Genomic DNA, 22,524 nt, shown 5'->3' with positions numbered 1-22,524 from the left:
TGCATGTAAGCACTAGAGGAATGAGTAATCTTATTAAAAATGGTAGTCTCCTGATCACGGAAAAGACCATTGATGTCCGTCAATTGATAGTCGATAGAAATCCCCGCCTTTTAAAAATTATACCTGGATTTGTTTTAAGATACTTAGAAAAAATTTTGCATGTTGATGAAGTCAACGATTTTCTGTGGAAAAACAAAGATCTTATTGGATTGGATTTTGTTCGAGCTGTCATGGATTATTTCCATATTCAACTAGATGTTATTGGAGAAGAACATATTGCTCACAATAAACGTTTCATTGTAGCTGCAAATCATCCTATGGGAGGCTTGGATGGTCTGGCTTTGATGATGGTTGTGGGTAAGTATCATCCCAATATTGTATTCCCAGTCAATGATTTTTTGCTTTATCTTCCCCAACTGAAGCCTCTTTTTATACCCATTAATAAAATTGGTAGTCAATCTATTGAAAATGTTCGAAAACTAGAAGAAGTTTTTCAGTCGGATAAGGAAATTTTGTATTTTCCTTCTGGCCTTGCTTCGAGAAAAATAAAAGGGGAAATTGTGGATCTTGAATGGAAAAAAACTTTTATTCAAAAAGCCCGAAAATTCAATCGCAAAATTATACCTACTTTTATAACTGGTAGAAATTCCAATCGTTTTTATCGATTAGCTAACTGGAGAAAGCGTTTAGGAATCAAATTTAACATTGAAATGATCTATTTGCCAGACGAGATGTTTCGCCAGAAAGAAAAGCATTTTACCCTCATCTTTGGAAAACCCATTCATCCCGAATTTTTTGATGAATCTCGTTCTGATAAAGAATGGGCAGCATACGTTAAACAGATAGTGTATCAATTGAAGCAATAAAATTATGAAAAACACAAATATTCAAATTGATTATCAACCAATAGCAGAGCCAGTTCCTCGAGAAGAGTTAAAAAAAGAATTAACACGTGATATTTTTGTTCGATATACAAATTTTGGTAAAAATGAAATTTATATTTTCAATGGACCTCAGCGTCCAGCTCTTATGCACGAAGTTGGAAGGCTCCGAGAAATAGCATTTAGAGAGGCTGGTGGTGGAACTGGCAAACCCGTTGATATTGATGAATTTGATATGGGACCAAATTTGTATTCTCAACTGATTGTTTGGAATCCCGAAGAAGAAGAAATTGTTGGAGGCTATCGTTTTATAAAGCTTGCTAATGTACCTGTCGACGAACGAGGAAATTACCATCTTGCAACAACGCATATTTTTAGATTCTCTCGCATATTTCAAGTATATTACATGCCCAAAACCATTGAGTTAGGACGAAGCTTTGTTCAACCTAAATATCAACCGTCTAAAGATCCACGCAAAGGTATTTTTTCGCTCGATAATCTTTGGGATGGCTTGGGATCATTGATCATCAAGAATCCAGATGTGAAGTATTTTTTTGGTAAGATGACCATGTATCTGAAGTTTGATCAGTTAGCAAGAGATTTAATCCTGTATTTTCTTTTCAAATATTTTCCTGATCCAGATAAGTTGGTCTATCCTATCGAGCCACGTCCTGTTTTTAGTCCTGCCGAGGAAATGGAAGCAATTTTACAAGGTGCTAGTTATAAAGAAAATCATACCATTCTTCATCGATTTGTCCGGCAGCGTGGAATGATATTTCCTCCGCTTATTAATGCTTATATGAATCTTTCAGCCACCATGAAAACTTTTGGTTCAGCTTTGAATCCAGAGTTTGGTCCAGTGGAAGAAATTGGTATACTCATTACCATACCCGATATTTATCCTTCCAAGAAACATCGTCACCTTGAGTCGTATTATAAAAAGCGTCCTAAAATAGTCAATGAATAAAGTACAGTTCATTGGTAGTTACCTTTCTTGGAAAGATATTCCCCAGATAGGACTCCCTGAAATTGCTTTTGCCGGTAGATCAAACGTTGGAAAGTCTTCTTTAATCAATGCCCTTGCTGGTACTAAGCTAGCATATGTCAGTTCTACCCCCGGAAAAACTCAAACATTAAATGTATACCGATGGGAAAACAAGTGTTTATGGGTTGATTTACCAGGACTAGGTTATGCAAAGGTTAGCAAGAAAACAAGATTTCAATGGGAAAAAATAATCTATGACTATTTATCATATTCTTCGCATTTATCACATGTTTTTTACCTCGTAGATATTGTGATACCTCCGCAGTCTTTAGATGGAATAATTATTCAATGGCTTCAAAAAGCAAAATTGCCTTTTATGATTGTTTTCACCAAAAAAGACAAAATTTCATCCAATCAGTTAGTTAGAAACATAGAAACGTACGATCGATGGCTACGCGACCACTTTGAAATCGATCTACCCCCTCACATAGCTGTTTCGAGTCTCAAAAAAAATAACATTTCGGAAATACTTGATTACATAGAACAAATAGTAAGACAACAAATTTAGTTTCTTTTCAAAATCTCCAGTGCTTTTTGGATACTTTGATCAATTGTTGAAATGACTTTGAAAAAACTTTCATTACCATAAATTTCTCTAGCCATATATGCTTTAAAAAAAAAGCCAACTTCTTCTCTTTCTTTGGGGTTTAGATGTAGTAGTTTTTTATAAAAGGAAGTATCAGTAAATGTATTCTTTAACCATAGATCGTTGGGGTTGAAATGTTGAAGAAAATCTTTTTCATTAGGATAAGAACGAAGGAATGTAGATCGGTTATTTTCTATGAATGTATATAAATGACTGAAAAAAGCCTGGTCAAAAAAGGTTTCGAAAAGTTCTGGTTGGATATTAAAGTCATGTAGTATAACATAATCCGGGTATATTCCTCCACCACCGTAAACTTTTCTACCTGAGACGGTGAAATAAGGGGTAGAATCCTGTGGATAAGTATTGTATTTGAATAGTAAAGAATCATCTGCAGAAATTTGCTTATAAAAGTCAAGGTAATAGTCCTCCGTATTTTGATTATATGGTCGCTGAATGCATCTACCTGAAGGTGTATAGTATCGAGCCACAGTCAATCGAATAGCTGAGCCATCTTTGAGTTTAAATTGTTCTTGGACCAAACCTTTTCCGAATGACCGTCTTCCTACTATCCATCCTCTGTCATTGTCTTGTATGGCTCCTGCCACTATTTCGCTAGCTGATGCTGAAAATTCATTGATGAGCACAACCAATTTTTCATGAGCAAAGACGTCATAGTTTGTACTTTTCTCAAAGATTTCCTTTCGGTTTAATCCTTTTGTGTAAACAATAGTTTTTCCTATTGGTAAAAGCATATCTGCGATTTCAATTGCAACGTGAAGTAAGCCACCACCGTTATTTCGTAGATCCAAAATAAGTTGCTGCATACCCTGTTTTTTTAATATCTGTATGGCTTTTTCTGTTTCTTCAGCAGCATTGGCATTAAAGGTTGTTAATTTAATATATCCGGTGGTTGCATTGAGCATAAAAGAGGCATCTACGGAGTGAAGTGGAATAACGTTTCGGGTTATGGTGTATGTTATATTTTTTCTTTGATTTTTACGATAAACTTTAACTTGGACTTGAGTGCCTTTAGGTCCTTTTAGCATTTTGAGTACCTGTTCGTTGGTGATGTTGATTCCTGCTACTTTTTTTCCGTCTACCTCAATAATTCTGTCTCCGCGTCGTAGACCAGCTTTTTCACTAGGACCATTGGGAATTACGTCAATGACAAAAATCGTATCATCCTGAATACGAAATTGTATTCCAATACCTTCAAAAGATCCCTCGATGTCTTCATTAATCTTTTTAAACTGTTCTGCACTGATGTAACTGGAGTGAGGATCAAGCTTTTCAAGCATGCCTTCAATGGCATATTGTTTTAATATGCTATCAGAGACTGAATCGACATAATTTTCAGTAATCAGCTTAATCGTTTGTTCTATTTGACTTGTATTGGATTCGTTCGAAGAAGTTCGATGTAAAGTATAACCTAACCAAAGACCAAAAGCAAATAAAATACTTCCCAAAAAGGGAATGAATACAGTTTTTCTCATTGAAAAACGGTTATTTCTTAAGAGGTTCCCAATAACAACGTTTAGGAGATATGATTTTGTTTTGTTTTTTTAGTTCTTGCATGGCTTTTTCTACAGCTTTTTTATCTAACCCAGTCATCTCGGCAATCTGGCCCGAGGTCAATGGTTTACCTGCTTGTTCCATGGTCTGAAGAACTTTTTCAACGATGTTTTCCATAATATATCATGTTTTAGGTTTCAAATGTTCTGTGAAATAATTCAAGAGTTGATCAGCATGGATGCGTATTTGTTCCATAGTATCACGGTTTCGAATTGTAACGGTGGAATCATCAAGGGTTTGATTATCTATTGTTACACAGTAGGGTGTTCCGATAGCATCCTGACGACGATATCGACGGCCGATGGTATCTTTTTCTTCATAAAAACACATAAAATGATGCTTGAGATTCTGATAAATTTTGTATGCAAATTCAGGCATACCATCTTTCTTAACAAGGGGCAGAATAGCTATTTTAATGGGTGCAAGAAATGAGGGAATGCGTAAAACAGTTCTTTCAGAACCATCAGGTAAATTTTCTTCGCAGTAAGCATGGCTCAGTATGGCCAAGACAGTTCTATCAAGACCAATGGAAGTTTCAATCACGTAAGGAATATATGATTCACCCGTTTCAGGATCAAAATAAGTCATTTTTTTTCCAGAATATAACTGATGTTGGCTAAGATCGAAATTAGTACGACTATGGATTCCCTCTATTTCCTTAAAACCAAACGGAAATTCAAATTCTATGTCGACTGCAGCATTGGCGTAGTGGGCAAGTTTCTCGTGAACGTGCCAACGATATTTTTCTGCAGGAATACCCATAGCAAGATGCCATTTCATGCGTTCTTCCTTCCAATATTCGAACCATTCAAGTTCTTCACCGGGTCGAACAAAGAATTGCATCTCCATTTGTTCAAATTCACGCATTCGAAAAATAAACTGCCTAGCTACAATTTCATTGCGAAAAGCTTTTCCAACCTGAGCGATACCAAAAGGTATCTTCATTCGAGCAGTTTTTTGAACATTAAGAAAATTGACAAATATACCTTGAGCTGTTTCTGGTCTAAGATAGACCTTATCAGCTTCATCAGCTGTTGGACCCATGAGAGTTTCAAACATGAGGTTGAATTGTCTTACTTCAGTCCAGTTTCGACTTCCACTGATAGGATCAACTATTTCAAGCTCATCAATGAGTGATTTTAGGCCTTTAAGATCGTTTGCATGTAGTAATTTATTCAGTCTCTCCTGAACATCTTGAGCTTGTGAGACATATTTCAAATAATTGGAATTGGTTTGCTTAAACCATTCTTCATTAAAATCGTCCCCAAATTTTTTTCTTGCCTTTTCAACTTCCTTATTAGCTTTATCGAGTAGCTTTTGAATATAATCTTCAATAAGTTCATCAGCACGATATCTTTTCTTGCTGTCCTTATTATCAATCATGGGATCGTTAAAAGCGTCGACATGTCCTGATGCTTTCCAAACTTGTGGATGCATGAATATAGCAGCATCCAATCCAACAATGTTTTCATGGAGTTGCACCATGCTTTTCCACCAATAAGAGCGTATGTTGTTTTTCAACTCAATGCCGTAAGGACCATAATCGTATATAGCACTTAATCCATCGTAAATTTCGGATGAAGGAAAAATAAAACCATACTCTTTTGCGTGAGCGATAATACTTTTCAACAAATCCTGATTTTTAGGACTGTCAGACATGATCAGATAATTTTTAAACTGTTGTTAGATTCTTTTCAAAATTTCTTGTACCCATTTATAAACGCGTTCGACGGTGGGAATAAGTAGTTTTTCTTCAGGGCTATGAACGCCTCGCATGGTGGGCCCTATGGATATCATATCCATACCAGGGATTTTTTCACTAAACAAGCCACATTCAAGTCCTGCATGGATAGCACGAACGTTTGCTTTTTGTTGGTAAAGTTCTTCGTAAATTTCCACAGCTTTTTTAAGTAATGGACTGTTGGGATTAGGGTTCCAACCTGGATAACCATCACTGTGGGTGTACGAAAATTGAGCCAAAGCGAAAACAGATGCAACCATTTGGTTGGCAAATAGTTTAGCTGATTCAAGAGAACTACGTTGACTTGTGGCAATGACTATTTCATCTTCTTTAATTTTGATAGAAGCTAGATTGGTACTTGTTTCTACAAAGTCTGGAATATCCTGAGAGTAGGCAAGAACTCCGTGGGGTAAACCAAGAAGTAGACGTATAATAGTATCTTTCAAAGATGATTCTAATGCTTTATCAGGTAAAGACACCTCAGATAAAGATACTTTAACTTCGGGGTCAGTAACCTTGTATTCGTTGGCAAAATAATGTTGGTAAGTATTGATGATGGATACTATGTTTTCTTTTTCAGTTGGAGGAAAAGCAATAATAGCTTTGGCATCCCTAGGAATGGCATTACGAAGATTTCCACCATCGATATGACAAAGGTACATGGTTGTCGATTCGTTGATAGCAGCTAAAATACGTGCCAGTAATTTATTGGCATTGGCTCTACCTTTGTTAATATCATCGCCGCTGTGTCCTCCTTTTAAACCACCTATGGTGATTTCAAAAGCAGCTAAGCCAGCAGGAATAGACGTATAAGAGATCTTAGTTTTGCCTGTCGTATCACGTCCCCCTGCACATCCAATGAAAATGACTCCTTCATCTTCGCTGTCGAGGTTGATAAGTATTTTGCTTTTTAATAAAGAGGGATCGAGGGCAAAAGCACCTGTGAGACCTGTTTCTTCGTCTACTGTAAAGAGGCATTCAATAGGCCCATGTTGTAAGCTTTTGTCTTCCAATATGGCAAGACTCATAGCCACTCCAATGCCATTATCTGCTCCAAGGGTTGTTCCTGTAGCCATCACCCATTGGTCCACAATCTTTAATTGAAGAGGATCCTTCTCAAAATCATGATTGGAATCAGGATTTTTTTCACAAACCATATCTACATGTGACTGTAGACATACCCAGGGTTTGTTTTCAAAACCTGCTGTTGCTGGCTTGCGTATGACGATGTTGCCAACTTTATCTTTGATGGTTTCAAGTTCATGTTTTTTACCAAATTCCTCGAGATAAGCTATGATTTTATCTTCCTTTTTCGAAGGGCGGGGGATTTTTGAGATCTCGTAAAAATAATACCAAACTCGCTCAGGCTCAACACCTTTGAAAATGAAATTTTCCATGACTTTAAATTTGCTTCAAATATGCACGTTTTTTTTAAAATATTAATCATGTTTGTTTCAACAAAAAACAGCATATTTGCAAAAAAGTCATGAGATTTTTTCTTGTTATTTTCTTTATTTTTCATCTCATTTACGGAAAATCACAAGCGAAATATGAAGTAGTCACTATCGGTTTTTACAATCTAGAAAATTTATTTGATACCATTAATGATCCTCGTTTTGACGATGAAGAATATTTGCCCACTTCAGCTTTAAAATGGAATACAGAGAAATATTTGTTGAAATTACGTAACATGGCAGAAGTCATTTCTCGAATTGGTGAAAGCTATTTGCCAGGAGGTCCGGCAATTCTGGGTGTATGCGAAGCAGAAAACATACATGTTTTAAATGACTTGTGCAAAAAAACTGTTTTGTCCAAAAGTAATTATGATGCAATTTTATTTGATAGTTGGTATTCGCGCGGAGTAGATGTAGGTTTGTTATATCGAAAAGATTTTTTTAAACCTCTAGTTGCAAAACCTTATCGATTGATTATCCCTAATGACACTTCATATAAAACCAGAGATCAGTTATTGGTAAAAGGAATACTTCTGGGTGATACCATGTTTTTTATAGTTAATCACTGGCCCTCAAGGAGGGGAGGAGAGAAAAAAAGTCGTCCTTACAGACTTGCGGCAGCTGCTCTTACTCGCCATATTGTAGATTCCATATTGCAAACGGATAGCTTGGCAAAAATTTTTATCATGGGCGATTTCAACGATGATCCCACAGACCAAAGTGTTTTAAACGTACTAAAAGCCGCAGGAAAAAAAGAATTGGCTCATCAGACCTTTTTATACAATCCGTATTATGCTCTTTATAAATACGAAGGAATAGGTTCTCATGCTTATCGAGACAAATGGAGCCTTTTCGATCAGATTATAGTATCGAAAGGGCTATTATGCACAGAAAAAGGATGGCAATACTTTAAAGCTTTTGTTTTCAATGAAGAATTCTTAAAGCAAAAGGAAGGAACATTTAAAGGTTATCCATTTAGGACAGCCATTGGAGGTAATTTTATGGGTGGATATAGTGATCATTTTCCTTCGTTTGTTGTCATAAAAAGGGGAAAAAATGATCATTGATTGTTTTGTTGTTGAATGGGTTGAATTCCTTCAGGAACATGAGTGGGTTGGATATTAGCTTCTTCAATATATTTTTTAACTCGACTATGCTCTTCGGTAACTTTTTGAGGTTTGAAAGCTAGCGTTAGCATACTAAGAAATAAAATCGCAATAGCAAGTGTCCACGTAGCTTTTTCAAGAAAATCTGCTGCTTGTCTAACTCCCATAAATTGAGTGGATTGAATACCAGCAGCAAATCCTCCGCCTTTTGGGTTTTGAATCAAAACAACAAATCCCAGAAGTATACTTGCAATTACTATTAAGACAATTAGAAAGGAAAACATACTTACAATTTTAATTGTTTAATTTGACTTGCAAAATAACTACTTTTTTCCGGATTGAGCAACATCAATTTTTCGTAGATAGCAATAGCCTTATCTTTTCTGCCTTTGAGAAGATAGATCTGAGCTAGAGTTTCACTAACGATGTCTAATCTTTCAGTTGTGCTAGGTAGGGATAAGTCGTGTTCACCATTTTCATTGGTGGTTTTATTTTTATCTATGGTAATGGTAGGTTCAAGCATTAAAAACCGATCAATAAGTTCTTCTTGTTTCATGGCAGGTGTAGGTTTTAAATAAATGCTAGAACTCTCGTTACTAGATTCAAAAGATTTTTTCTTGAGTTCGGGTATTTCGTTTGACTGAAGATGTATGAATAATTTAACTGTATCCAGAGCTCTAAATCTAAGATGGTTCAGTAATTTGGCATACTGAAGTGGGTTTTCAGTTTTCCATTTTTTTAAAAGAAAAAAATACCCATGAAATGAATAAGGATGTTCTTCTATTATTTTTTCCCAATCCATGGTTTACCAATTTACAAATGTTTTGCGATAAATGTCATCAACCAGTTCGTCGGTAATAGCATCGATGAGGTCATTTTCGATGGACGAAAAGTTTTGATTAGAAGGAAATTGCTGAAAACGAGAAAAACGTGTTTCATAGTTTTGTGTTTCATCTTTTTTGTTATAACATCGGACAAAAATAGTAATGGTGAGTTGCGTCAGCTGAGCAGTTTCATTTGACTGTATTGCCACAGGTTGAAGTGAATAAGAAACAATTTCACCTTCAAAATGAATATCTCCTCCTGAATTGACTAATTTTAGTCTCGTTTGAGAACTGATTTTATTTCTAAGCTTTTCGGTTAATATCTGAGCAAGAATGGGATTAACAAGAGAAGCGTTATTCTGAAAATTTGTTACAGAGAAAGTTAATAGTTCTGGTGAAATGGATGCTCCTGTAAAGGTAAATTTTACTTTGCATGCTGATGAAAAAATAGCAATAAAAATAAAAGACATTAAAGATATATAACGCATCATTACATGTTGAGGTTGTATTGCTTAATTTTTCGGTATAAAGTTCTTTCTGATATGCCAAGTTCTTTTGCAGCAAGTTTACGTTTACCTTTATATTTCTCGAGTGCTTTTTTGATGGTTTCCATTTCTTTTTTTTCGAGACTTAGAGGTTCATCATCTTTGATGATTTCTGCGGGAACATCTTTAATTGAAGTTATATGTTCTGAAGCATTGTCAACAATTGAAAAAGATATATCAGGTGTAGTATTTGTCAAATCTGTAAAATGTTCAACTTGTTTGAAAGTTGGACTTGGGTTCACGCCTGTTACAGCAATAATGTGCGATACTACCCGTTTGAGTTCTTGGATATCTTTTTTCATGTCAGCCAGGAATTTAAAGACGATTTCGCGGTCGGTGGTATATTGTTCTAGCATGTCGCTATCCTTTTTTAAAGCAGGTAATGAAGTTGTAGTAATATCCTGTATGTATTTTCTGAGTATTTCGGGGGTAATAACTCTTTCTTTTTCGATGATAGAGATCTGCTCGGCTACATTTTTAAGTTGCCTAACGTTTCCATGCCAATATGCTTGGGTTAGTAATTGAGTAGCTTCTTGGGTAAGCTCGATAGGAGGAATGCGATATTTTTCGGCAAAATCAAGTGCGAATTTGTTAAAAAGTAGCACAATATCTCCTCGCCGCTCTCTAAGAGGGGGGATATGAATGGGTACGGTATTTAATCTATAAAATAGATCTTCTCTAAATTTTCCTTGTTTTATAGCCTCGACAAGATTAACGTTGGTGGCAGCAACAACACGGACATCAGTTTTTAATACTTTAGACGAACCAACACGAATGAATTCGCCAGTTTCAAGTACGCGAAGTAATCTAACCTGAGTTCCTAATGGCAAATCTCCAACTTCGTCAAGGAAAATAGTCCCACCATTGACGACTTCAAAATAGCCTTTTCTTGCCTCATAGGCGCCAGTGAATGACCCCTTCTCATGGCCGAAAAGTTCGCTGTCGATAGTTCCTTCTGGAATGGCTCCACAGTTTACAGCTATGAACGGCCCATGCTTTCGGTGACTATAGTGATGGATAATTTTTGGAAAAAATTCTTTACCCGTTCCACTTTCTCCTGTGATGAGTACAGTCAAGTCTGTTGGTGCAACCTGTCTTGCAATGTCTATGGCATGATCTAAAAGTGGAGAATTCCCGATAATTCCAAAGCGTTGTTTAATAGATTGAATTTCTGCTTTATTCATAAATTTTAAAACAACATAATACTCATCAAAGCAAAATTAGTATTTTGTAAGAAAAGGAAGTAATTATGAATTTAATTTTTTTTTGATGTAAAGAGTTTCAAGTAGCAATAAAAGTGCATAATAAAAAAGTGTATATGCAACGGTAAATATAGTAGGTTCTGAAGTAAGTTTCAAAATAAATAAATACACGATAGTGATAAAAAATTTACCTCCTGTCAGAGCAAGCAATTCTACTACCATGTTTTGTTTAGTTTTGTGCCAAAGGTCAAATAAGAAAATTGACAAAAGATAAATACCCGTAATGAGAAAATAACTTAGGAAAACAATAATGTTTTTTTCAATGATGAAGTAAATGAGAACTGTTATCACTAAAACCAGTAAAATCGTTGATAAAAATAGCAATCGCATCGATTTAATCTTGCTTTAATTGCCTGAAAATCGTATAAAAAGAAATGAACATTCCAAGTAACAAGCCAATTAAAGTTACCCATTTTGTTTCGTGATCATAATAATCATCGATATAATATCCTATAGCTCCTGCAACAAGCATGATAGCCAACATTTCAAATCCAATGGATGAGAAATAAATAAATTTTTTCCATGGATCATCGTTTTTTTTCATGCTAGTGGGATTTCGAACTAGGAGTATCGGAGCTCATGATACATGAACCGTTGAAAATAGCACCGGGTTCAATGCTGATTTTCTGAGTTTGTATGTCACCATAAATTCTGGCTGTGTTTCTTAGCATGATAAGTTCATGAACGTGTAACTTTCCTTTTATCACTCCGCCTATATCTGCATGATGGCAGACAATTTCTCCTTCAATATGAGCAGTTGAGCCGATGATGATTTTTCCCTTAACATGAATTTTTCCATTGACATTACCATCAATACGGATGTCCCCTTCTACTTTAATATCTCCTATCACAATTGTTCCGTTCGACAGAATGTTAATGTTTTGAATGGATTGTTCTTCGGCTTGATTTCTTCCCATAACACAAATGATTTTATGGAGAAAAGTAATGATCTTTGAAAAATTTTAGGTATTCATTTTCGTTCTTGTTTTTATAAAAAATTGGATAATTGGGTGCGCTGATGATAAACATGATGGGATTGGCAGGTAGAAGTTGATTCAGTAGGGCAGAATTAGAGGTTACGTGTTGATAGTATTTCATGGCGTCGATTTTGGTTTTAAACTGACTTATGCTGTACATCACACGCTCATTATTCAAAATAACGTTGCCGACAGAGAGGTTGAGGTCAGGATAATTTTGTTTGTTAAAGTCTGAGAATAAAGCTTTAATGGTGTTGCTTGAAGATTTTTTGGCATCTAAAATGCAAACGAAAATATGTATGTCATTTTCATTAGGTTTCATAAATAGGGCAGGGGGATTAATATTTTCGGAAGTTGGATTAAAAGACTGAGAGGATGATGATTCTTTTTGGTAAAAAGCTAGCAATTGCTCAGCTTCTTTTTTGATTGGTTGTTGAAAAGATTTAATTTCTTTTTTTAACAAAGATATAAGGGTATCTTTTCCATATAATTTTCCCATACATAAGATACGTAAATAAGAAAAACGGGATAGCAATACAGGATCGACAAATGATTTCAAAGCAGAATCAGCCATGTAGACAACTTTATCACATTGACCTTTTTGAAAAGCATTATAAGTGTTTTCATAATAAATTTCAGAAACTTTCTGTTGGTTTTTCAATTTTGTCCAGTAATTACTGTCGAGCAATATTCTGGCATATTCACTTTCTGGATAGTTGCTCAGAAGAAGATTTTTGTAATAATTGGCTTTATTGTTATCCTTCAGGTTATCATGATAGCAGGTATAAAGTACATATAAAGACGTTGGTCGATTACTAGATTCTACGAAGTCGTTAACGTGCCTTTCAAGGTATGGAATGGCTTGTGTACACTCTTGTAGCTCAGTTTTGTAAATATATCCAACCTGAAAAAGGGCATTTTCTAAACGTTGGTTAGACTGATTCAACTTCTCAGGGGTTAAAGGTAGATCTTTGAGGTAAAAGAGTCTGTCGCGCGGATTTTTACTTGCTTTGTTAGTGTCTTCTTCTATGGTATCAGCTTGATGGCTAATATCTTCGAAGGTCAAGGTGGGTTGTTTGTTGGAAAGTCTCCATAAGTCTTCAAGTGGACGTGACCCCCATCGCTTTCGAAACTCTATTTTGCCGAAATTAACTGTTTGAGGATTGTAAAAATACCATGAAGAGGAAGCGTTGGTAAGATTTTGAGAATTATCCTGAAAAAGTGTAGAAAGCCTTTGTCGTTCTTCTTGTTTTTTTCTCTCTTCATCGATAATATATTGCTGAATTAACTTATCAATTAAGGCAAGCCTTTCTTGTTCGGGCATTCGAGCTATTCGTTGCAAAGAATCTTCACGGTCAATGGTTACGAGATAATTTACGAGTTTAGATAATATTTTCTGCCGTTGTTGGATGGTTTCCAAATCTGGATAGTCTTTTGGAATGATGGTAATAAGCGTATCATAATATGCTTGAGCTTCTCTGTATTTTTTTCTTTCATACAGATAATTAGCGAGAGTTAAATAGGTTAACGTTTTCTGGTAAATATTTTTACTACTTTTTCGAGCAGATTGCTTCAGATAATCTAAAGCTTTTTGTTCGTTGTTAAGTTTAAATTCGTAAATAGCTAAAGCATAGTAGATTTCGTCTAAGTACTCTTCGTTTTTTTTGTCTTTTGCCATTTTAAGAAGAGTCGAATTCAAGTCTATCTTTTTTCGTGTGGAAATACTTTGGTCATAAGTTAGAGCAAGATTAATTTTAGCGTGAAAAGCTAAGTTGTAAGGTGGATTTTTTTGAAGAACCTTCTGATAAGTTTCAAAAGCATTCTGTTTGTCTCCTTTTGCTTGATAAACTTGAGCAAGGATAAAGAGTAACCTGGCTTTAAATCGTGACGAGTGAACAAGAGGTAAAACCTTCTGTAGGCATTGAATGGATTCATCATAGTTTTTTGTAAGGTTATAATAGTCTATTGATGTTAAGTAGTAAAATTTCACAAGTTTTCTGTTTAAAATTTTATCTTCAAATGCTTTTTTTACGGTAGTTAGGTGATTAAATGCTTCTGGATAGTTCTTGGTTTTTAAAGCGATTTTGACCAGCCATAAGTGTGCTTCGTACCTTTCGAGGTTTTTTTTATATTTTGTGGTTACGAATTCAAAAATGTTTTTGGCTTTGATAAAATCACCCTTGTAATAATTTGCTTTAGCTATAAGCAAGTAACTGTCATCGATCCATTTATTATATTCAATTCCACCAAATTCCATGCTATGGAGTGAAATAGTCTTATAACCTTTTTCTTCTGCACGGTTCATTTGGGGCAGAATACTTTGATGATCTTTTTCAGAACCCTCTTTCCACACACTAAGTATTTGCTGAAAATTATCTTGGTGATTGTTTTCAAGTGTCAGTATACCTTCTTTTAAAGCCTCGTTTCCATTAAAGAATACGTTATAATGAGCAGTTAGGGTGTGATATTGTCTTGCAATAAAAGTATTTTTTTTGGTAGAACAATTCCAAAAAACAATAGTCATTGGGAAAAAAAGAGTAAATAAAGCATTAGAACAAGTAGAACTTATTTTCATAAAACAAAAGTATGGAATTTTGATGAATAACGTTTCTGGAAAATAATTTATTTTTGCCTATGAGGAGAGGTGCCAGAGTGGTCGAATGGGGCGGTCTCGAAAACCGTTGTTCCACGTAAGTGGAACCCAGGGTTCGAATCCCTGTCTCTCCGCTAATTTTAAATAAAAATTAAATGAAAAAACTTTTTTTAATTTTAAGTTTGTTTTCTTTGGCGCTTTTTTCTCAGATTAGTGAGGATGAAAAAGAAGAAATGGAAAGAAAATTTGGTGGGTTTGGGAAAGCCGATCGTCTTCACATTCAGTTTTTTAATGACATATGGATGAAATTACCCGATTCGGGTGATTACAAAACTTATAATCCTGGTTTTAACACTTATATTTTGTTGGAAAAAAAATTTGGAAGTTCACCTTTCTCTGTGGCAGGTGGCTTAGGTGTTTCTGCTCATAATTTTAATTTTCAAGCTGAAATGAGAAAGGATTCCAATGATGTAGTTGAATTTCATCCTTTTGCCGAAAAGAAGGATAAATATAAGCTAGTACTCTCTTACGTTGATATCCCTGTAGAATTTAGGTATCGGAGCAAAGGTAAAAACGTTTTCAGATTTTATATTGGAGGAAAATTTGGTCTCATGGTAGGGAACCATACCAAAATGATAGATGAAGGTTTAAAAATCAAGTCATATAATATTTCTAATTTATTGCCTTTCAGGTATGGGCTTACGATGACGGTAGGTTATAAGCTATTCAATGTTTTTGCATTTTACAGCTTGAGCCCCCTATTCGAAAAAAATAAAGGACCCCAGATGTATCCTATTTCAATTGGTATTTCTATTATACCATTTTAGTTCTTATTGGATGAATGTGGCACAGAAGTGCATAGTGTGATAGCAACTTTGATATAGTACTTCTTAATTATTTTTTCCAGAAAGAGCGATGAAAGAGTGCAATTACACTGATAAACTCTAAACGACCAAGTATCATCAGAATAGTAAGTAAAACTTTAGTAACATCATGTAAATGAGAAAAATTGTAAATGGGACCGATAGATCCTAACCCAGGACCAGAGTTAGATAGAACCGTAATAGGAGCGGATATAGCAACGAAGAAATCTTTTTCAATCAGCAATATTATCAGAACACCGAGAAGATAGGCCAAAATATAAAGCACAGTAATAGAAATAACATTTAAAACACTTATTTGGTCTACTGGCTTTTGGTTGAAAAAAATTGGAATAACTGCTCGTTGGTGAATAAGTTTTCGGAGATAATTGCGAATGGCTTTAAAAATAAGGACAAATCGAATCATTTTAATGCCACCACTGGTTGAACCAGCCATTCCACCAGCGAAAAGAAGAAATAGAAGCCAACTATAAGAGGCTACAGGCCACGAAAAATAATCTGCCGTAACTAGTCCCGTGGTGGTAATGATACTTACCACTTGGAATGCTCCATGGCGCAGGGCATATTCAAGTTCATATCCTCCTTTAAAGAAAAGGATAAGAAAAACTAGAAGAATTGATCCTAAAACAAGTATATTATAAAAAATCCATTCTTCATCGCGAATTATATCTTTAAATTTTTTTTGATAAAATTTATAAAACAACACCATGTTAGTTCCAGCGAAATACATAAAAAGTATCGTAACCCACTGATGATAGGGTGAAAAAAAAGCCATACTAGCATTTTTTGTAGAAAAGCCACCAGATGGTAAGGTGGTAAATGCATGACAGATGGCATCAAAAGTAGGCATTCCCCCAAGAACATAAAGAATAATGAGTAAAAAAGTAAGAAAGACATAAACCAACCAAATAGTTTTTGCTGTGTCCTTTATTCGAGGATGAAGTTTGTCTTTGAATGGGCCAGTGGTTTCAGCAGCAAAAAGATGCATGCCTCCAAAACCAAATGCAGGTAAAATAGCAACAGCTAGCACAACTACGCCCAATCCACCTAACCATTGGGTCATGCTTCTCCATAAAAGTATGCCATAGGGTAAAATTTCAACATCAGTCAAAATGCTTGACCCCGTTGTGGTAAAGCCAGAGATAGTTTCAAAAACAGCATCGATGTAAGAGGGTATATAGCCTGTTAAACAATAGGGTAAGGCTCCAATCATGCCTAAGATAATCCAGGTAAAAGTGACAATGAAATAACCATCTCTTTTACTCATTTCCTCAATAGGAGATTTTCTGAAAAAAAACCATAAACTCGCACCAAGAAAAAAAGAAAATAAGATCGATGAGAGCCAACCTTCTAAATAAGCTAATGGTGTGTTATCTACTAAGCAACTATAAACGAAAGCAACCGACATTGCTCCAGATTCTAGAGTGATAAGCATTCCTAAAACTTTCAAAATCAACTTATGATGTAGTGCTTTCATTTTTTCCAAAAAACTGGTGAAACAATAATAAGCAAAGGTATTATTTGCATTTTACCCGCAAACATGAGAAGGCTAAATAAAATTTTTTGATATGCAGTAATGGAGGAAAAATCATATGAAATCATCATGGTTTTTAAGATATTACCTGTATTTGAAATAAACCCCACGGAAAGAGTAATAGCATCTTGGAGCTCGATATCGCTCAGAGTCAGTAAAATGATAGAAACACATACTAAAATAAGATATATAGTTGAAAAGGTTAAAATCTGAAATAACGTTTGTGTAGGTAATACTTTTTTGTTGAATGAAACTTTCAAAATAGAGGAAGGATGAAACACACTGGTCACATAAGAACGAATCGTACGAAAAAGAACGATAAATCTATATAGGCTAATTCCACCAGCTGTGCTTGCTGAAGTTGAACCGATAGCCATCAAGATGACAAACACAAACCACATAAATAAATCATAGCGAAGAGATATATCTGGGATATAGAAACCTGTCGTTGAAATGACTGAAAAAAGATTAAAAACTACTTTAAAAGCATCTTCGAGATGTAAATGTTCGTTGGAGATGAATCTATAGGATAAGGTACTTGCAATAGCTAAAGCAGCTATTAAAAAATACCATTTAATTTCGTCGTTCTCAATAAAGAGTTTCCATCTCATTTTTAAAACAAAATACAGAAGGTAGATGTTCGAACTAGAAATAATCATAAAAAAAAGTAACGTGAGCTGTATGAAAAAAGAATAAGAACTAACATCACCCTGATGAAAATTTAAACCCGCCGTACTGATCGTAGACAACGTCAGTAGAATAGCTTCTTGCATAGGAATATGTTGCAAGAGCAAAAGGAAGAAAAGAGAAACGGTTAAACCTGAATAAATAATAAAAAGTCTTAATGCAGTTCCTTGAGTTGACGGGTTAATTTGCTGAACATTGGATGAGTTCTTATCGAAAAAAAAGATATTGGAAGCTTTGGGAACAAGCGATGGAACAAAAGAAATAATAAGCAGAATAATTCCGAATCCTCCCATCCATTGTAACGATGCCCTCCAAAGAAGCAAAGAAAAGGATAATTGCTCCGATCCGTAAAGGGTAATTCCATTGGTTGACCATGAGGCAGTAGATTCAAAAATGGCATCGATAAAGTAAAAGCCTTCAATGCCTATGAAAAAAGGAATAGATCCTAAAAAAATTGCACTTCCCCATACGAGCAAAATAGTCAGAAAACCGTCTCTGATAGAAAAAAAATCGTTTTCTGGTAAATGTTTTAATAAAAATTGGCAAAGTCCAATGAATAGAAGTGCAATCCCCTCAAGAAATAAAAAACCATAAAAAGCTTGTCTGTTATCAAAGAAAGATATGATACAAATGGGAATACAGACAAGCAAAATCAATATCAAAGCATATTTGAAAATAAGTAAGATACTTTTGAAATTAAAAGGAAAGTGATTTTTCATAATTAGTTAAAGAACTCCTGTACGTCTTCAATGGCGTCGGGTAATGCAAGAACTATCACTTGATCGTTGGGTAAAATTTGCATATCATTTCTGGCAATCAAAGGAATTTCATCCCTTACCATGCCTCCTACAATGCAATTTTTAGGTAATCCAAGTTGTTCGATTCTTTTATGGGCTGCTTTAGAGTTGGGTTGTACGATGAATTCCATCACTTCAGCATCGATACCGACAAGACATTTAATCGTACTTAGAGAGCGTCCCATAGTGTACTTGACAATTTGGCCTGCAGTAATAAGTTTTTTGTTGATAACACTGTGAATGCCAATATTTTGAGCAATGTTAATATAATCTACACTTTCTAAGAGGGGTATGTATTTTTTAGCACCATATTCTCTTGCTAACAAGCATGTTAGGATATTGGTTTCACTGCTGTCAGTTACTGCTATAAAGGCATCCATATCCTGAATATTTTCTTCTTTCAGCAAATTTACATCTCGAGCATCTCCGTTGATAATAAGTGTGTGTTGAAGCATTTGAGAAAGGATAGAACACCTGTCTTCATCTATATCAATAAGTTTTGTGTTGATTTTATCTTGAATGTTCATCGCAACTTTTCGACCGATTCTTCCTCCACCGACAATCATAACATTCTTAATAGAGTAGTTTTCTTGACCAAGTAAAGAAAGAAAATCATCAATTTTAGATGGAATCACAAGAAAATACACTAAATCGTTAGCTTCCAAGATAGTTTTACTTTGAGGTATAAACGTTTTACCTTTTCTAAAAACGGCAAGAGGTAAAAAAGAAATTTTATTGGGGTCCAGCTCGTCTATTCTTTTACCCACCATCGGTGAATCAATATCAACCGTTTGAAAAACTACCCATAATTTACCATTAGCAAACTCATAAATTTCATGTGCCGAAGTTTGTAACAAAAGTTTAGATATTTCTTCAACAGCTAAAGCTTCAGGACATACAAGGTAATTAATCCCCATGTCGTGAAAATAAACAGAATATTCTTTTTTCAAGTAATCTTCGGTGCTAATGCGAGCTATGGTGGTTTTTGCTCCAAGATGGCTAGCTAGTGACGCGGATATAATATTTGGTTCTTCATTATGCATAACAGCAATGAATAAATCGGCTTTTTTTATTCGTGCTTCAATCAGAGTTCCTGGAAGCGTAGGGTTAGCATTAATGATAAAGAAATTCTTTTCTTGGGCTTGATTGTAATACTTAATATTTTCTGTTGGATCGATAACGGTGATGGTATGGTTACTTCTAGCAAGTAGTTCAGCTACGTATAAACCCACTTCACCATCACCCGCTATGACAATTTGCATAAAAAATGATTTTTACACTATTTGGTGTGCAATTTTAAGTATTTTTTTGATTCTATTCCTGTTTATTAAAAATTGTTGTGTTTTTTTATTTTTTTAAAAAAATTATACTTGTAACAGTGACAATTTTAAATTTGCAAAAAAATGCCTTCTCGTTTTATATTGAGATTAAGTTCTATAAGTCAAAAGTTATGGATGGCTTCGGCCGGTGTTTTTTTATTGATTTTTCTTGTGGTCCATTTGTGTATTAACTTGCTTATGTTATTACCTGATGGGGGTCAGACGTTCAATGTTGCCTCACGTTTCATGGCTTCTAATCTGCTTGTAAAAATTTTTGAAATAGTTTTAATTGCTAGTTTTTTGCTTCACATTGCACTTGGAATTATCTTGAAAATACAGAACTGGATGGCAAGGCCTCAAAGATACGCCGTATCAAGTAAGACACCAACTTCTTTTTTTTCACGTTACACTATTTGGACAGGTTTAACTGTTTTACTGGTTTTGATCATACATTTAATAAACTTTAACTTTGTTAAAGAAGGGTGGGTTCCTATGCCGCCAGGTGTAAACGATCCTTTGGATTTTTATACGATGGCTATTCTCTTATTTACCAACGAGGTGTATGTAATCATATACTATGTTTGGCTCGTTGTTTTAGCTTTTCACCTTTATCATGCTTTTCAAGCCGTATTTCAGACATTTGGGTTTAACCATAATCGGTATCAAAAAACTATTCGTGTTCTTGCCCTTTTTTATGCCTTATTCATAAGTGGTGGTTTTATGACGATCCCAACATATTTTATGTTTTTTTACAAATAAAACCTATTCAATATGGAAATAAATGCCAAAATACCAGAGGGTCACATTGCTGAAAAGTGGACCCATTATCGTTCTACAGTAAAATTGGTTAGTCCTGCTAACAAGGAAAAACTTGATATTATTGTGGTTGGAACAGGTTTAGCTGGTGCTTCTGCTGCTGCATCACTTGCAGAATTAGGGTACCAAGTGAAAGTATTTTGTTATCAAGATAGTCCAAGACGAGCTCATAGTATAGCTGCTCAAGGAGGTATCAATGCAGCCAAAAATTACCGCAACGATGGAGATAGTATTTGGAGGTTATTTGAAGATACACTCAAAGGGGGAGACTATCGTTCTCGTGAAGCTAACGTCTATCGCTTGGCCGAAGTTAGTAATGCCATTATTGATCAAGCCGTAGCGCAAGGAGTACCTTTTGCTCGTGAATACAGCGGTTATCTCGATACACGTTCTTTTGGTGGCGCTCAACTTATGAGGACCTTTTATGCTAGAGGTCAAACAGGACAGCAACTTTTGTTGGGTGCTTACGGAGCTTTAAGTAGACAAATCAAGTTGGGAAAGGTTAAATTATATACACGTCGGGATGTCCTCGATATTGTACTCGTCGATGGGAAAGCTCGAGGTATTATTTGTCGCAATTTGCTTACAGGAGAAGTTGAACGTCATTCTGCACATGCTGTTGTGCTAGCTTCTGGCGGATATGGTAATGTGTATTATCTCAGTACCAATGCCAAAGGATCTAATGTCACACCTGTTTGGCGAGCATACAAAAAAGGAGCATGGTTTGCAAATCCGGCTTTTACGCAGATTCATCCCACATGCATCCCTTTGCATGGAACCTACCAAAGTAAGCTCACTCTTATGAGTGAATGCTTAAGAAATGATGGCAGAGTTTGGGTTCCTAAAAAGCTAGAAGATGCAGAAAAATTAAGAAGGAGAGAAATATCTCCCAATGATATCCCCGAAGAAGATAGGGATTATTACCTCGAACGACGATATCCTGCTTACGGTAATCTTGTTCCGCGTGACATTGCAAGTCGTGCAGCAAAAGAAAGATGCGACAAAGGTTATGGTGTCTATGTTACCGGACAAGCAGTCTTTCTTGATTTTCGCGATGCAATAAAAAAACTAGGAAAGCATGTAATTGAAGAACGATATGGTAATCTTTTTGAGATGTATGAAAAAATCGTTGATGAAAATCCTTATGAAGTTCCGATGATGATATATCCAGCTGTTCACTATACCATGGGGGGATTATGGGTTGATTATGAATTAATGAGTAACATACCTGGTTTATATGTGATTGGTGAGGCCAACTTCAGCGACCATGGTGCTAATCGACTCGGTGCTTCTGCCTTGATGCAAGGTTTAGCGGATGGATATTTTATTTTACCCGTAACTATAGGGAATTACTTAGCCAACGAGATTAAAACACCTCCTATATCCAGCAATTTACCTGAATTTATAAAAGCAGAACAAGAAGTCGATGATCAAATTAAGAAGTTGATGAGCATTAAAGGTAAGCTAACAGTTGATGAAATACATCGCGAACTTGGCAGCATCATGTGGGAATATGCGGGAATGTCTCGCAATGCAGAGGGATTAAAAAATGGCATTGGAAAAGTGCGGGCATTGCGAGAAGAATTTTGGAGAAATGTTTATGTTCCAGGTAAAAGCACTTATTATAACGAAGAATTGACTAAAGCCTGTCACTTAGCAGACTTTTTAGAACTCGGAGAGCTTATCATGTTGGATGCATTAGAACGCAATGAATCTTGCGGAGGGCATTTTCGTGAAGAGTATCAAACCGAAGACGGTGAAGCATTACGCGATGATGAAAATTATGCTCATGTTGCCATATGGCAATACACCGGAGACGATACAAATCCTACACGATTAACAGAACCATTGAATTTTGAATATGTTAAACCAAAGCAAAGAAGTTATAAATAAAAAAATTGTAT

The 22,524-nt window shown here is 35.4% G+C and carries 22 protein-coding genes and 1 tRNA gene; 8 read left to right on the top strand and 15 right to left on the bottom strand.

The window, feature by feature from the left end:
- Positions 1-20: 20 nt before the first annotated feature.
- From N2Z72_01050 to yihA, 3 genes are read left to right on the top strand one after another with little or no spacing between them, the layout of a single operon-like run.
- A complete protein-coding gene (locus N2Z72_01050; GenBank protein ID MCX7696263.1) occupies positions 21-866 on the top strand; it encodes a 1-acyl-sn-glycerol-3-phosphate acyltransferase in 846 nt (281 codons plus the stop codon).
- Positions 867-870: 4 nt separating this feature from the next.
- The gene (locus N2Z72_01045; protein ID MCX7696262.1) at positions 871-1,848 is read left to right on the top strand and encodes a GNAT family N-acetyltransferase; all 978 of its coding nucleotides are present in this window, start codon (positions 871-873) and stop codon (positions 1,846-1,848) included.
- Complete coding sequence (gene yihA, locus N2Z72_01040; protein MCX7696261.1) at positions 1,841-2,434, top strand: ribosome biogenesis GTP-binding protein YihA/YsxC; 594 nt, start codon at positions 1,841-1,843, stop codon at positions 2,432-2,434. Before N2Z72_01045 ends, yihA begins: the two co-directional genes overlap by 8 nt.
- Here the strand turns inward: yihA and N2Z72_01035 are convergent.
- Genes N2Z72_01035 through N2Z72_01020 form a run of 4 tightly spaced genes read right to left on the bottom strand, consistent with a single transcriptional unit; the run spans position 2,431 to position 7,222 of the window.
- On the bottom strand, positions 2,431-4,005 hold the full coding sequence (locus N2Z72_01035) for a S41 family peptidase (protein MCX7696260.1): 1,575 nt from the start codon (positions 4,003-4,005) through the stop codon (positions 2,431-2,433). The two genes, yihA and N2Z72_01035, sit on opposite strands and share 4 nt — an antisense overlap.
- Positions 4,006-4,015: 10 nt before the next feature.
- A complete protein-coding gene (locus N2Z72_01030; GenBank protein ID MCX7696259.1) occupies positions 4,016-4,201 on the bottom strand; it encodes an HTH domain-containing protein in 186 nt (61 codons plus the stop codon).
- Positions 4,202-4,207: 6 nt separating this feature from the next.
- The gene (locus tag N2Z72_01025) at positions 4,208-5,743 is read right to left on the bottom strand and encodes a glycine--tRNA ligase (GenBank protein ID MCX7696258.1); all 1,536 of its coding nucleotides are present in this window, start codon (positions 5,741-5,743) and stop codon (positions 4,208-4,210) included.
- A 24-nt stretch (positions 5,744-5,767) separates the two neighbouring features.
- Positions 5,768-7,222 carry an aminoacyl-histidine dipeptidase gene (locus N2Z72_01020; GenBank protein MCX7696257.1) on the bottom strand — a complete coding sequence of 485 codons (1,455 nt, stop codon included), beginning with the start codon at positions 7,220-7,222 and terminating at the stop codon, positions 5,768-5,770.
- 89 nt (positions 7,223-7,311) lie between these two features.
- On the opposite strand from N2Z72_01020, the gene N2Z72_01015 reads away from it, so the two are divergent.
- Positions 7,312-8,346: an endonuclease/exonuclease/phosphatase family protein gene (locus tag N2Z72_01015; GenBank protein ID MCX7696256.1), complete on the top strand. Its 1,035-nt coding sequence runs from the start codon at positions 7,312-7,314 to the stop codon at positions 8,344-8,346.
- Here the strand turns inward: N2Z72_01015 and secG are convergent.
- The 8 genes from secG to N2Z72_00975 form a co-directional block, all read right to left on the bottom strand.
- Positions 8,340-8,669, bottom strand: a complete 330-nt coding sequence (secG, locus tag N2Z72_01010) for a preprotein translocase subunit SecG (protein ID MCX7696255.1) — start codon at positions 8,667-8,669, stop codon at positions 8,340-8,342. The genes N2Z72_01015 and secG overlap by 7 nt on opposite strands.
- Positions 8,670-8,671: 2 nt before the next feature.
- Complete coding sequence (locus tag N2Z72_01005; GenBank protein MCX7696254.1) at positions 8,672-9,187, bottom strand: hypothetical protein; 516 nt, start codon at positions 9,185-9,187, stop codon at positions 8,672-8,674.
- Between the two features lie 3 nt (positions 9,188-9,190).
- Entirely contained in the window at positions 9,191-9,697 is a 507-nt protein-coding gene (gene lptE, locus N2Z72_01000; GenBank protein ID MCX7696253.1) for an LPS assembly lipoprotein LptE, read from the bottom strand.
- 2 nt (positions 9,698-9,699) lie between these two features.
- A complete protein-coding gene (locus N2Z72_00995) occupies positions 9,700-10,938 on the bottom strand; it encodes a sigma-54 dependent transcriptional regulator (protein MCX7696252.1) in 1,239 nt (412 codons plus the stop codon).
- A 63-nt stretch (positions 10,939-11,001) separates the two neighbouring features.
- Positions 11,002-11,346, bottom strand: coding sequence for a hypothetical protein (locus N2Z72_00990; protein MCX7696251.1), 345 nt, complete (start codon positions 11,344-11,346; stop codon positions 11,002-11,004).
- Positions 11,347-11,350: 4 nt separating this feature from the next.
- A complete protein-coding gene (locus tag N2Z72_00985; GenBank protein MCX7696250.1) occupies positions 11,351-11,560 on the bottom strand; it encodes an AtpZ/AtpI family protein in 210 nt (69 codons plus the stop codon).
- A gap of 1 nt (position 11,561) precedes the next feature.
- Positions 11,562-11,933 carry a polymer-forming cytoskeletal protein gene (locus tag N2Z72_00980; GenBank protein ID MCX7696249.1) on the bottom strand — a complete coding sequence of 124 codons (372 nt, stop codon included), beginning with the start codon at positions 11,931-11,933 and terminating at the stop codon, positions 11,562-11,564.
- A 13-nt stretch (positions 11,934-11,946) separates the two neighbouring features.
- Entirely contained in the window at positions 11,947-14,568 is a 2,622-nt protein-coding gene (locus N2Z72_00975) for a tetratricopeptide repeat protein (GenBank protein MCX7696248.1), read from the bottom strand.
- A 63-nt stretch (positions 14,569-14,631) separates the two neighbouring features.
- On the opposite strand from N2Z72_00975, the gene N2Z72_00970 reads away from it, so the two are divergent.
- Positions 14,632-14,720: transfer RNA gene (locus N2Z72_00970), tRNA-Ser, on the top strand.
- Between the two features lie 21 nt (positions 14,721-14,741).
- Positions 14,742-15,413 (top strand): PorT family protein, encoded by a 672-nt coding sequence (locus tag N2Z72_00965; protein ID MCX7696247.1) that lies wholly within the window; start codon positions 14,742-14,744, stop codon positions 15,411-15,413.
- Between the two features lie 67 nt (positions 15,414-15,480).
- Here N2Z72_00965 and N2Z72_00960 read toward each other — a convergent pair whose 3' ends face one another.
- Genes N2Z72_00960 through trkA form a run of 3 tightly spaced genes read right to left on the bottom strand, consistent with a single transcriptional unit; the run spans position 15,481 to position 19,747 of the window.
- Entirely contained in the window at positions 15,481-16,944 is a 1,464-nt protein-coding gene (locus N2Z72_00960) for a TrkH family potassium uptake protein (protein ID MCX7696246.1), read from the bottom strand.
- On the bottom strand, positions 16,941-18,407 hold the full coding sequence (locus N2Z72_00955; GenBank protein ID MCX7696245.1) for a hypothetical protein: 1,467 nt from the start codon (positions 18,405-18,407) through the stop codon (positions 16,941-16,943). The genes N2Z72_00960 and N2Z72_00955 overlap by 4 nt, the downstream gene beginning before the upstream one ends.
- Positions 18,408-18,409: 2 nt before the next feature.
- Positions 18,410-19,747 (bottom strand): Trk system potassium transporter TrkA, encoded by a 1,338-nt coding sequence (gene trkA, locus N2Z72_00950; protein ID MCX7696244.1) that lies wholly within the window; start codon positions 19,745-19,747, stop codon positions 18,410-18,412.
- Positions 19,748-19,888: 141 nt separating this feature from the next.
- Between trkA and N2Z72_00945 the strand changes: the two genes are divergently transcribed.
- A complete protein-coding gene (locus N2Z72_00945; GenBank protein MCX7696243.1) occupies positions 19,889-20,563 on the top strand; it encodes a succinate dehydrogenase cytochrome b subunit in 675 nt (224 codons plus the stop codon).
- Between the two features lie 12 nt (positions 20,564-20,575).
- Complete coding sequence (locus N2Z72_00940; protein MCX7696242.1) at positions 20,576-22,513, top strand: fumarate reductase/succinate dehydrogenase flavoprotein subunit; 1,938 nt, start codon at positions 20,576-20,578, stop codon at positions 22,511-22,513.
- Positions 22,514-22,524 lie beyond the last annotated feature (11 nt).

Source organism: Bacteroidales bacterium (assembly GCA_026418905.1).
Taxonomy (GTDB): Bacteria; Bacteroidota; Bacteroidia; order Bacteroidales; family DTU049; genus JAOAAK01.
Note: the sequence above shows the minus strand (reverse complement) of the source record. Positions and strands in the feature narration are given on the sequence as shown.

Coding starts and splice junctions, on each gene's coding strand:
- N2Z72_01015 (MCX7696256.1), top strand. CDS start 7,312: ATGAGATTTTTTCTTGTTATTTTCTTTATTTTTCATCTCATTTACGGA.
- N2Z72_01035 (MCX7696260.1), bottom strand. CDS start 4,005: ATGAGAAAAACTGTATTCATTCCCTTTTTGGGAAGTATTTTATTTGCT.
- N2Z72_01005 (MCX7696254.1), bottom strand. CDS start 9,187: ATGGATTGGGAAAAAATAATAGAAGAACATCCTTATTCATTTCATGGG.
- N2Z72_00960 (MCX7696246.1), bottom strand. CDS start 16,944: ATGAAAGCACTACATCATAAGTTGATTTTGAAAGTTTTAGGAATGCTT.
- N2Z72_00980 (MCX7696249.1), bottom strand. CDS start 11,933: ATGGGAAGAAATCAAGCCGAAGAACAATCCATTCAAAACATTAACATT.
- secG (MCX7696255.1), bottom strand. CDS start 8,669: ATGTTTTCCTTTCTAATTGTCTTAATAGTAATTGCAAGTATACTTCTG.
- N2Z72_01050 (MCX7696263.1), top strand. CDS start 21: ATGAGTAATCTTATTAAAAATGGTAGTCTCCTGATCACGGAAAAGACC.
- N2Z72_00975 (MCX7696248.1), bottom strand. CDS start 14,568: ATGAAAATAAGTTCTACTTGTTCTAATGCTTTATTTACTCTTTTTTTC.
- N2Z72_00940 (MCX7696242.1), top strand. CDS start 20,576: ATGGAAATAAATGCCAAAATACCAGAGGGTCACATTGCTGAAAAGTGG.
- N2Z72_01025 (MCX7696258.1), bottom strand. CDS start 5,743: ATGTCTGACAGTCCTAAAAATCAGGATTTGTTGAAAAGTATTATCGCT.
- N2Z72_00990 (MCX7696251.1), bottom strand. CDS start 11,346: ATGCGATTGCTATTTTTATCAACGATTTTACTGGTTTTAGTGATAACA.
- N2Z72_01045 (MCX7696262.1), top strand. CDS start 871: ATGAAAAACACAAATATTCAAATTGATTATCAACCAATAGCAGAGCCA.
- trkA (MCX7696244.1), bottom strand. CDS start 19,747: ATGCAAATTGTCATAGCGGGTGATGGTGAAGTGGGTTTATACGTAGCT.
- lptE (MCX7696253.1), bottom strand. CDS start 9,697: ATGCGTTATATATCTTTAATGTCTTTTATTTTTATTGCTATTTTTTCA.
- N2Z72_00955 (MCX7696245.1), bottom strand. CDS start 18,407: ATGAAAAATCACTTTCCTTTTAATTTCAAAAGTATCTTACTTATTTTC.
- N2Z72_01030 (MCX7696259.1), bottom strand. CDS start 4,201: ATGGAAAACATCGTTGAAAAAGTTCTTCAGACCATGGAACAAGCAGGT.
- N2Z72_01020 (MCX7696257.1), bottom strand. CDS start 7,222: ATGGAAAATTTCATTTTCAAAGGTGTTGAGCCTGAGCGAGTTTGGTAT.
- N2Z72_00945 (MCX7696243.1), top strand. CDS start 19,889: ATGCCTTCTCGTTTTATATTGAGATTAAGTTCTATAAGTCAAAAGTTA.
- N2Z72_00995 (MCX7696252.1), bottom strand. CDS start 10,938: ATGAATAAAGCAGAAATTCAATCTATTAAACAACGCTTTGGAATTATC.
- N2Z72_00985 (MCX7696250.1), bottom strand. CDS start 11,560: ATGAAAAAAAACGATGATCCATGGAAAAAATTTATTTATTTCTCATCC.
- N2Z72_00965 (MCX7696247.1), top strand. CDS start 14,742: ATGAAAAAACTTTTTTTAATTTTAAGTTTGTTTTCTTTGGCGCTTTTT.
- yihA (MCX7696261.1), top strand. CDS start 1,841: ATGAATAAAGTACAGTTCATTGGTAGTTACCTTTCTTGGAAAGATATT.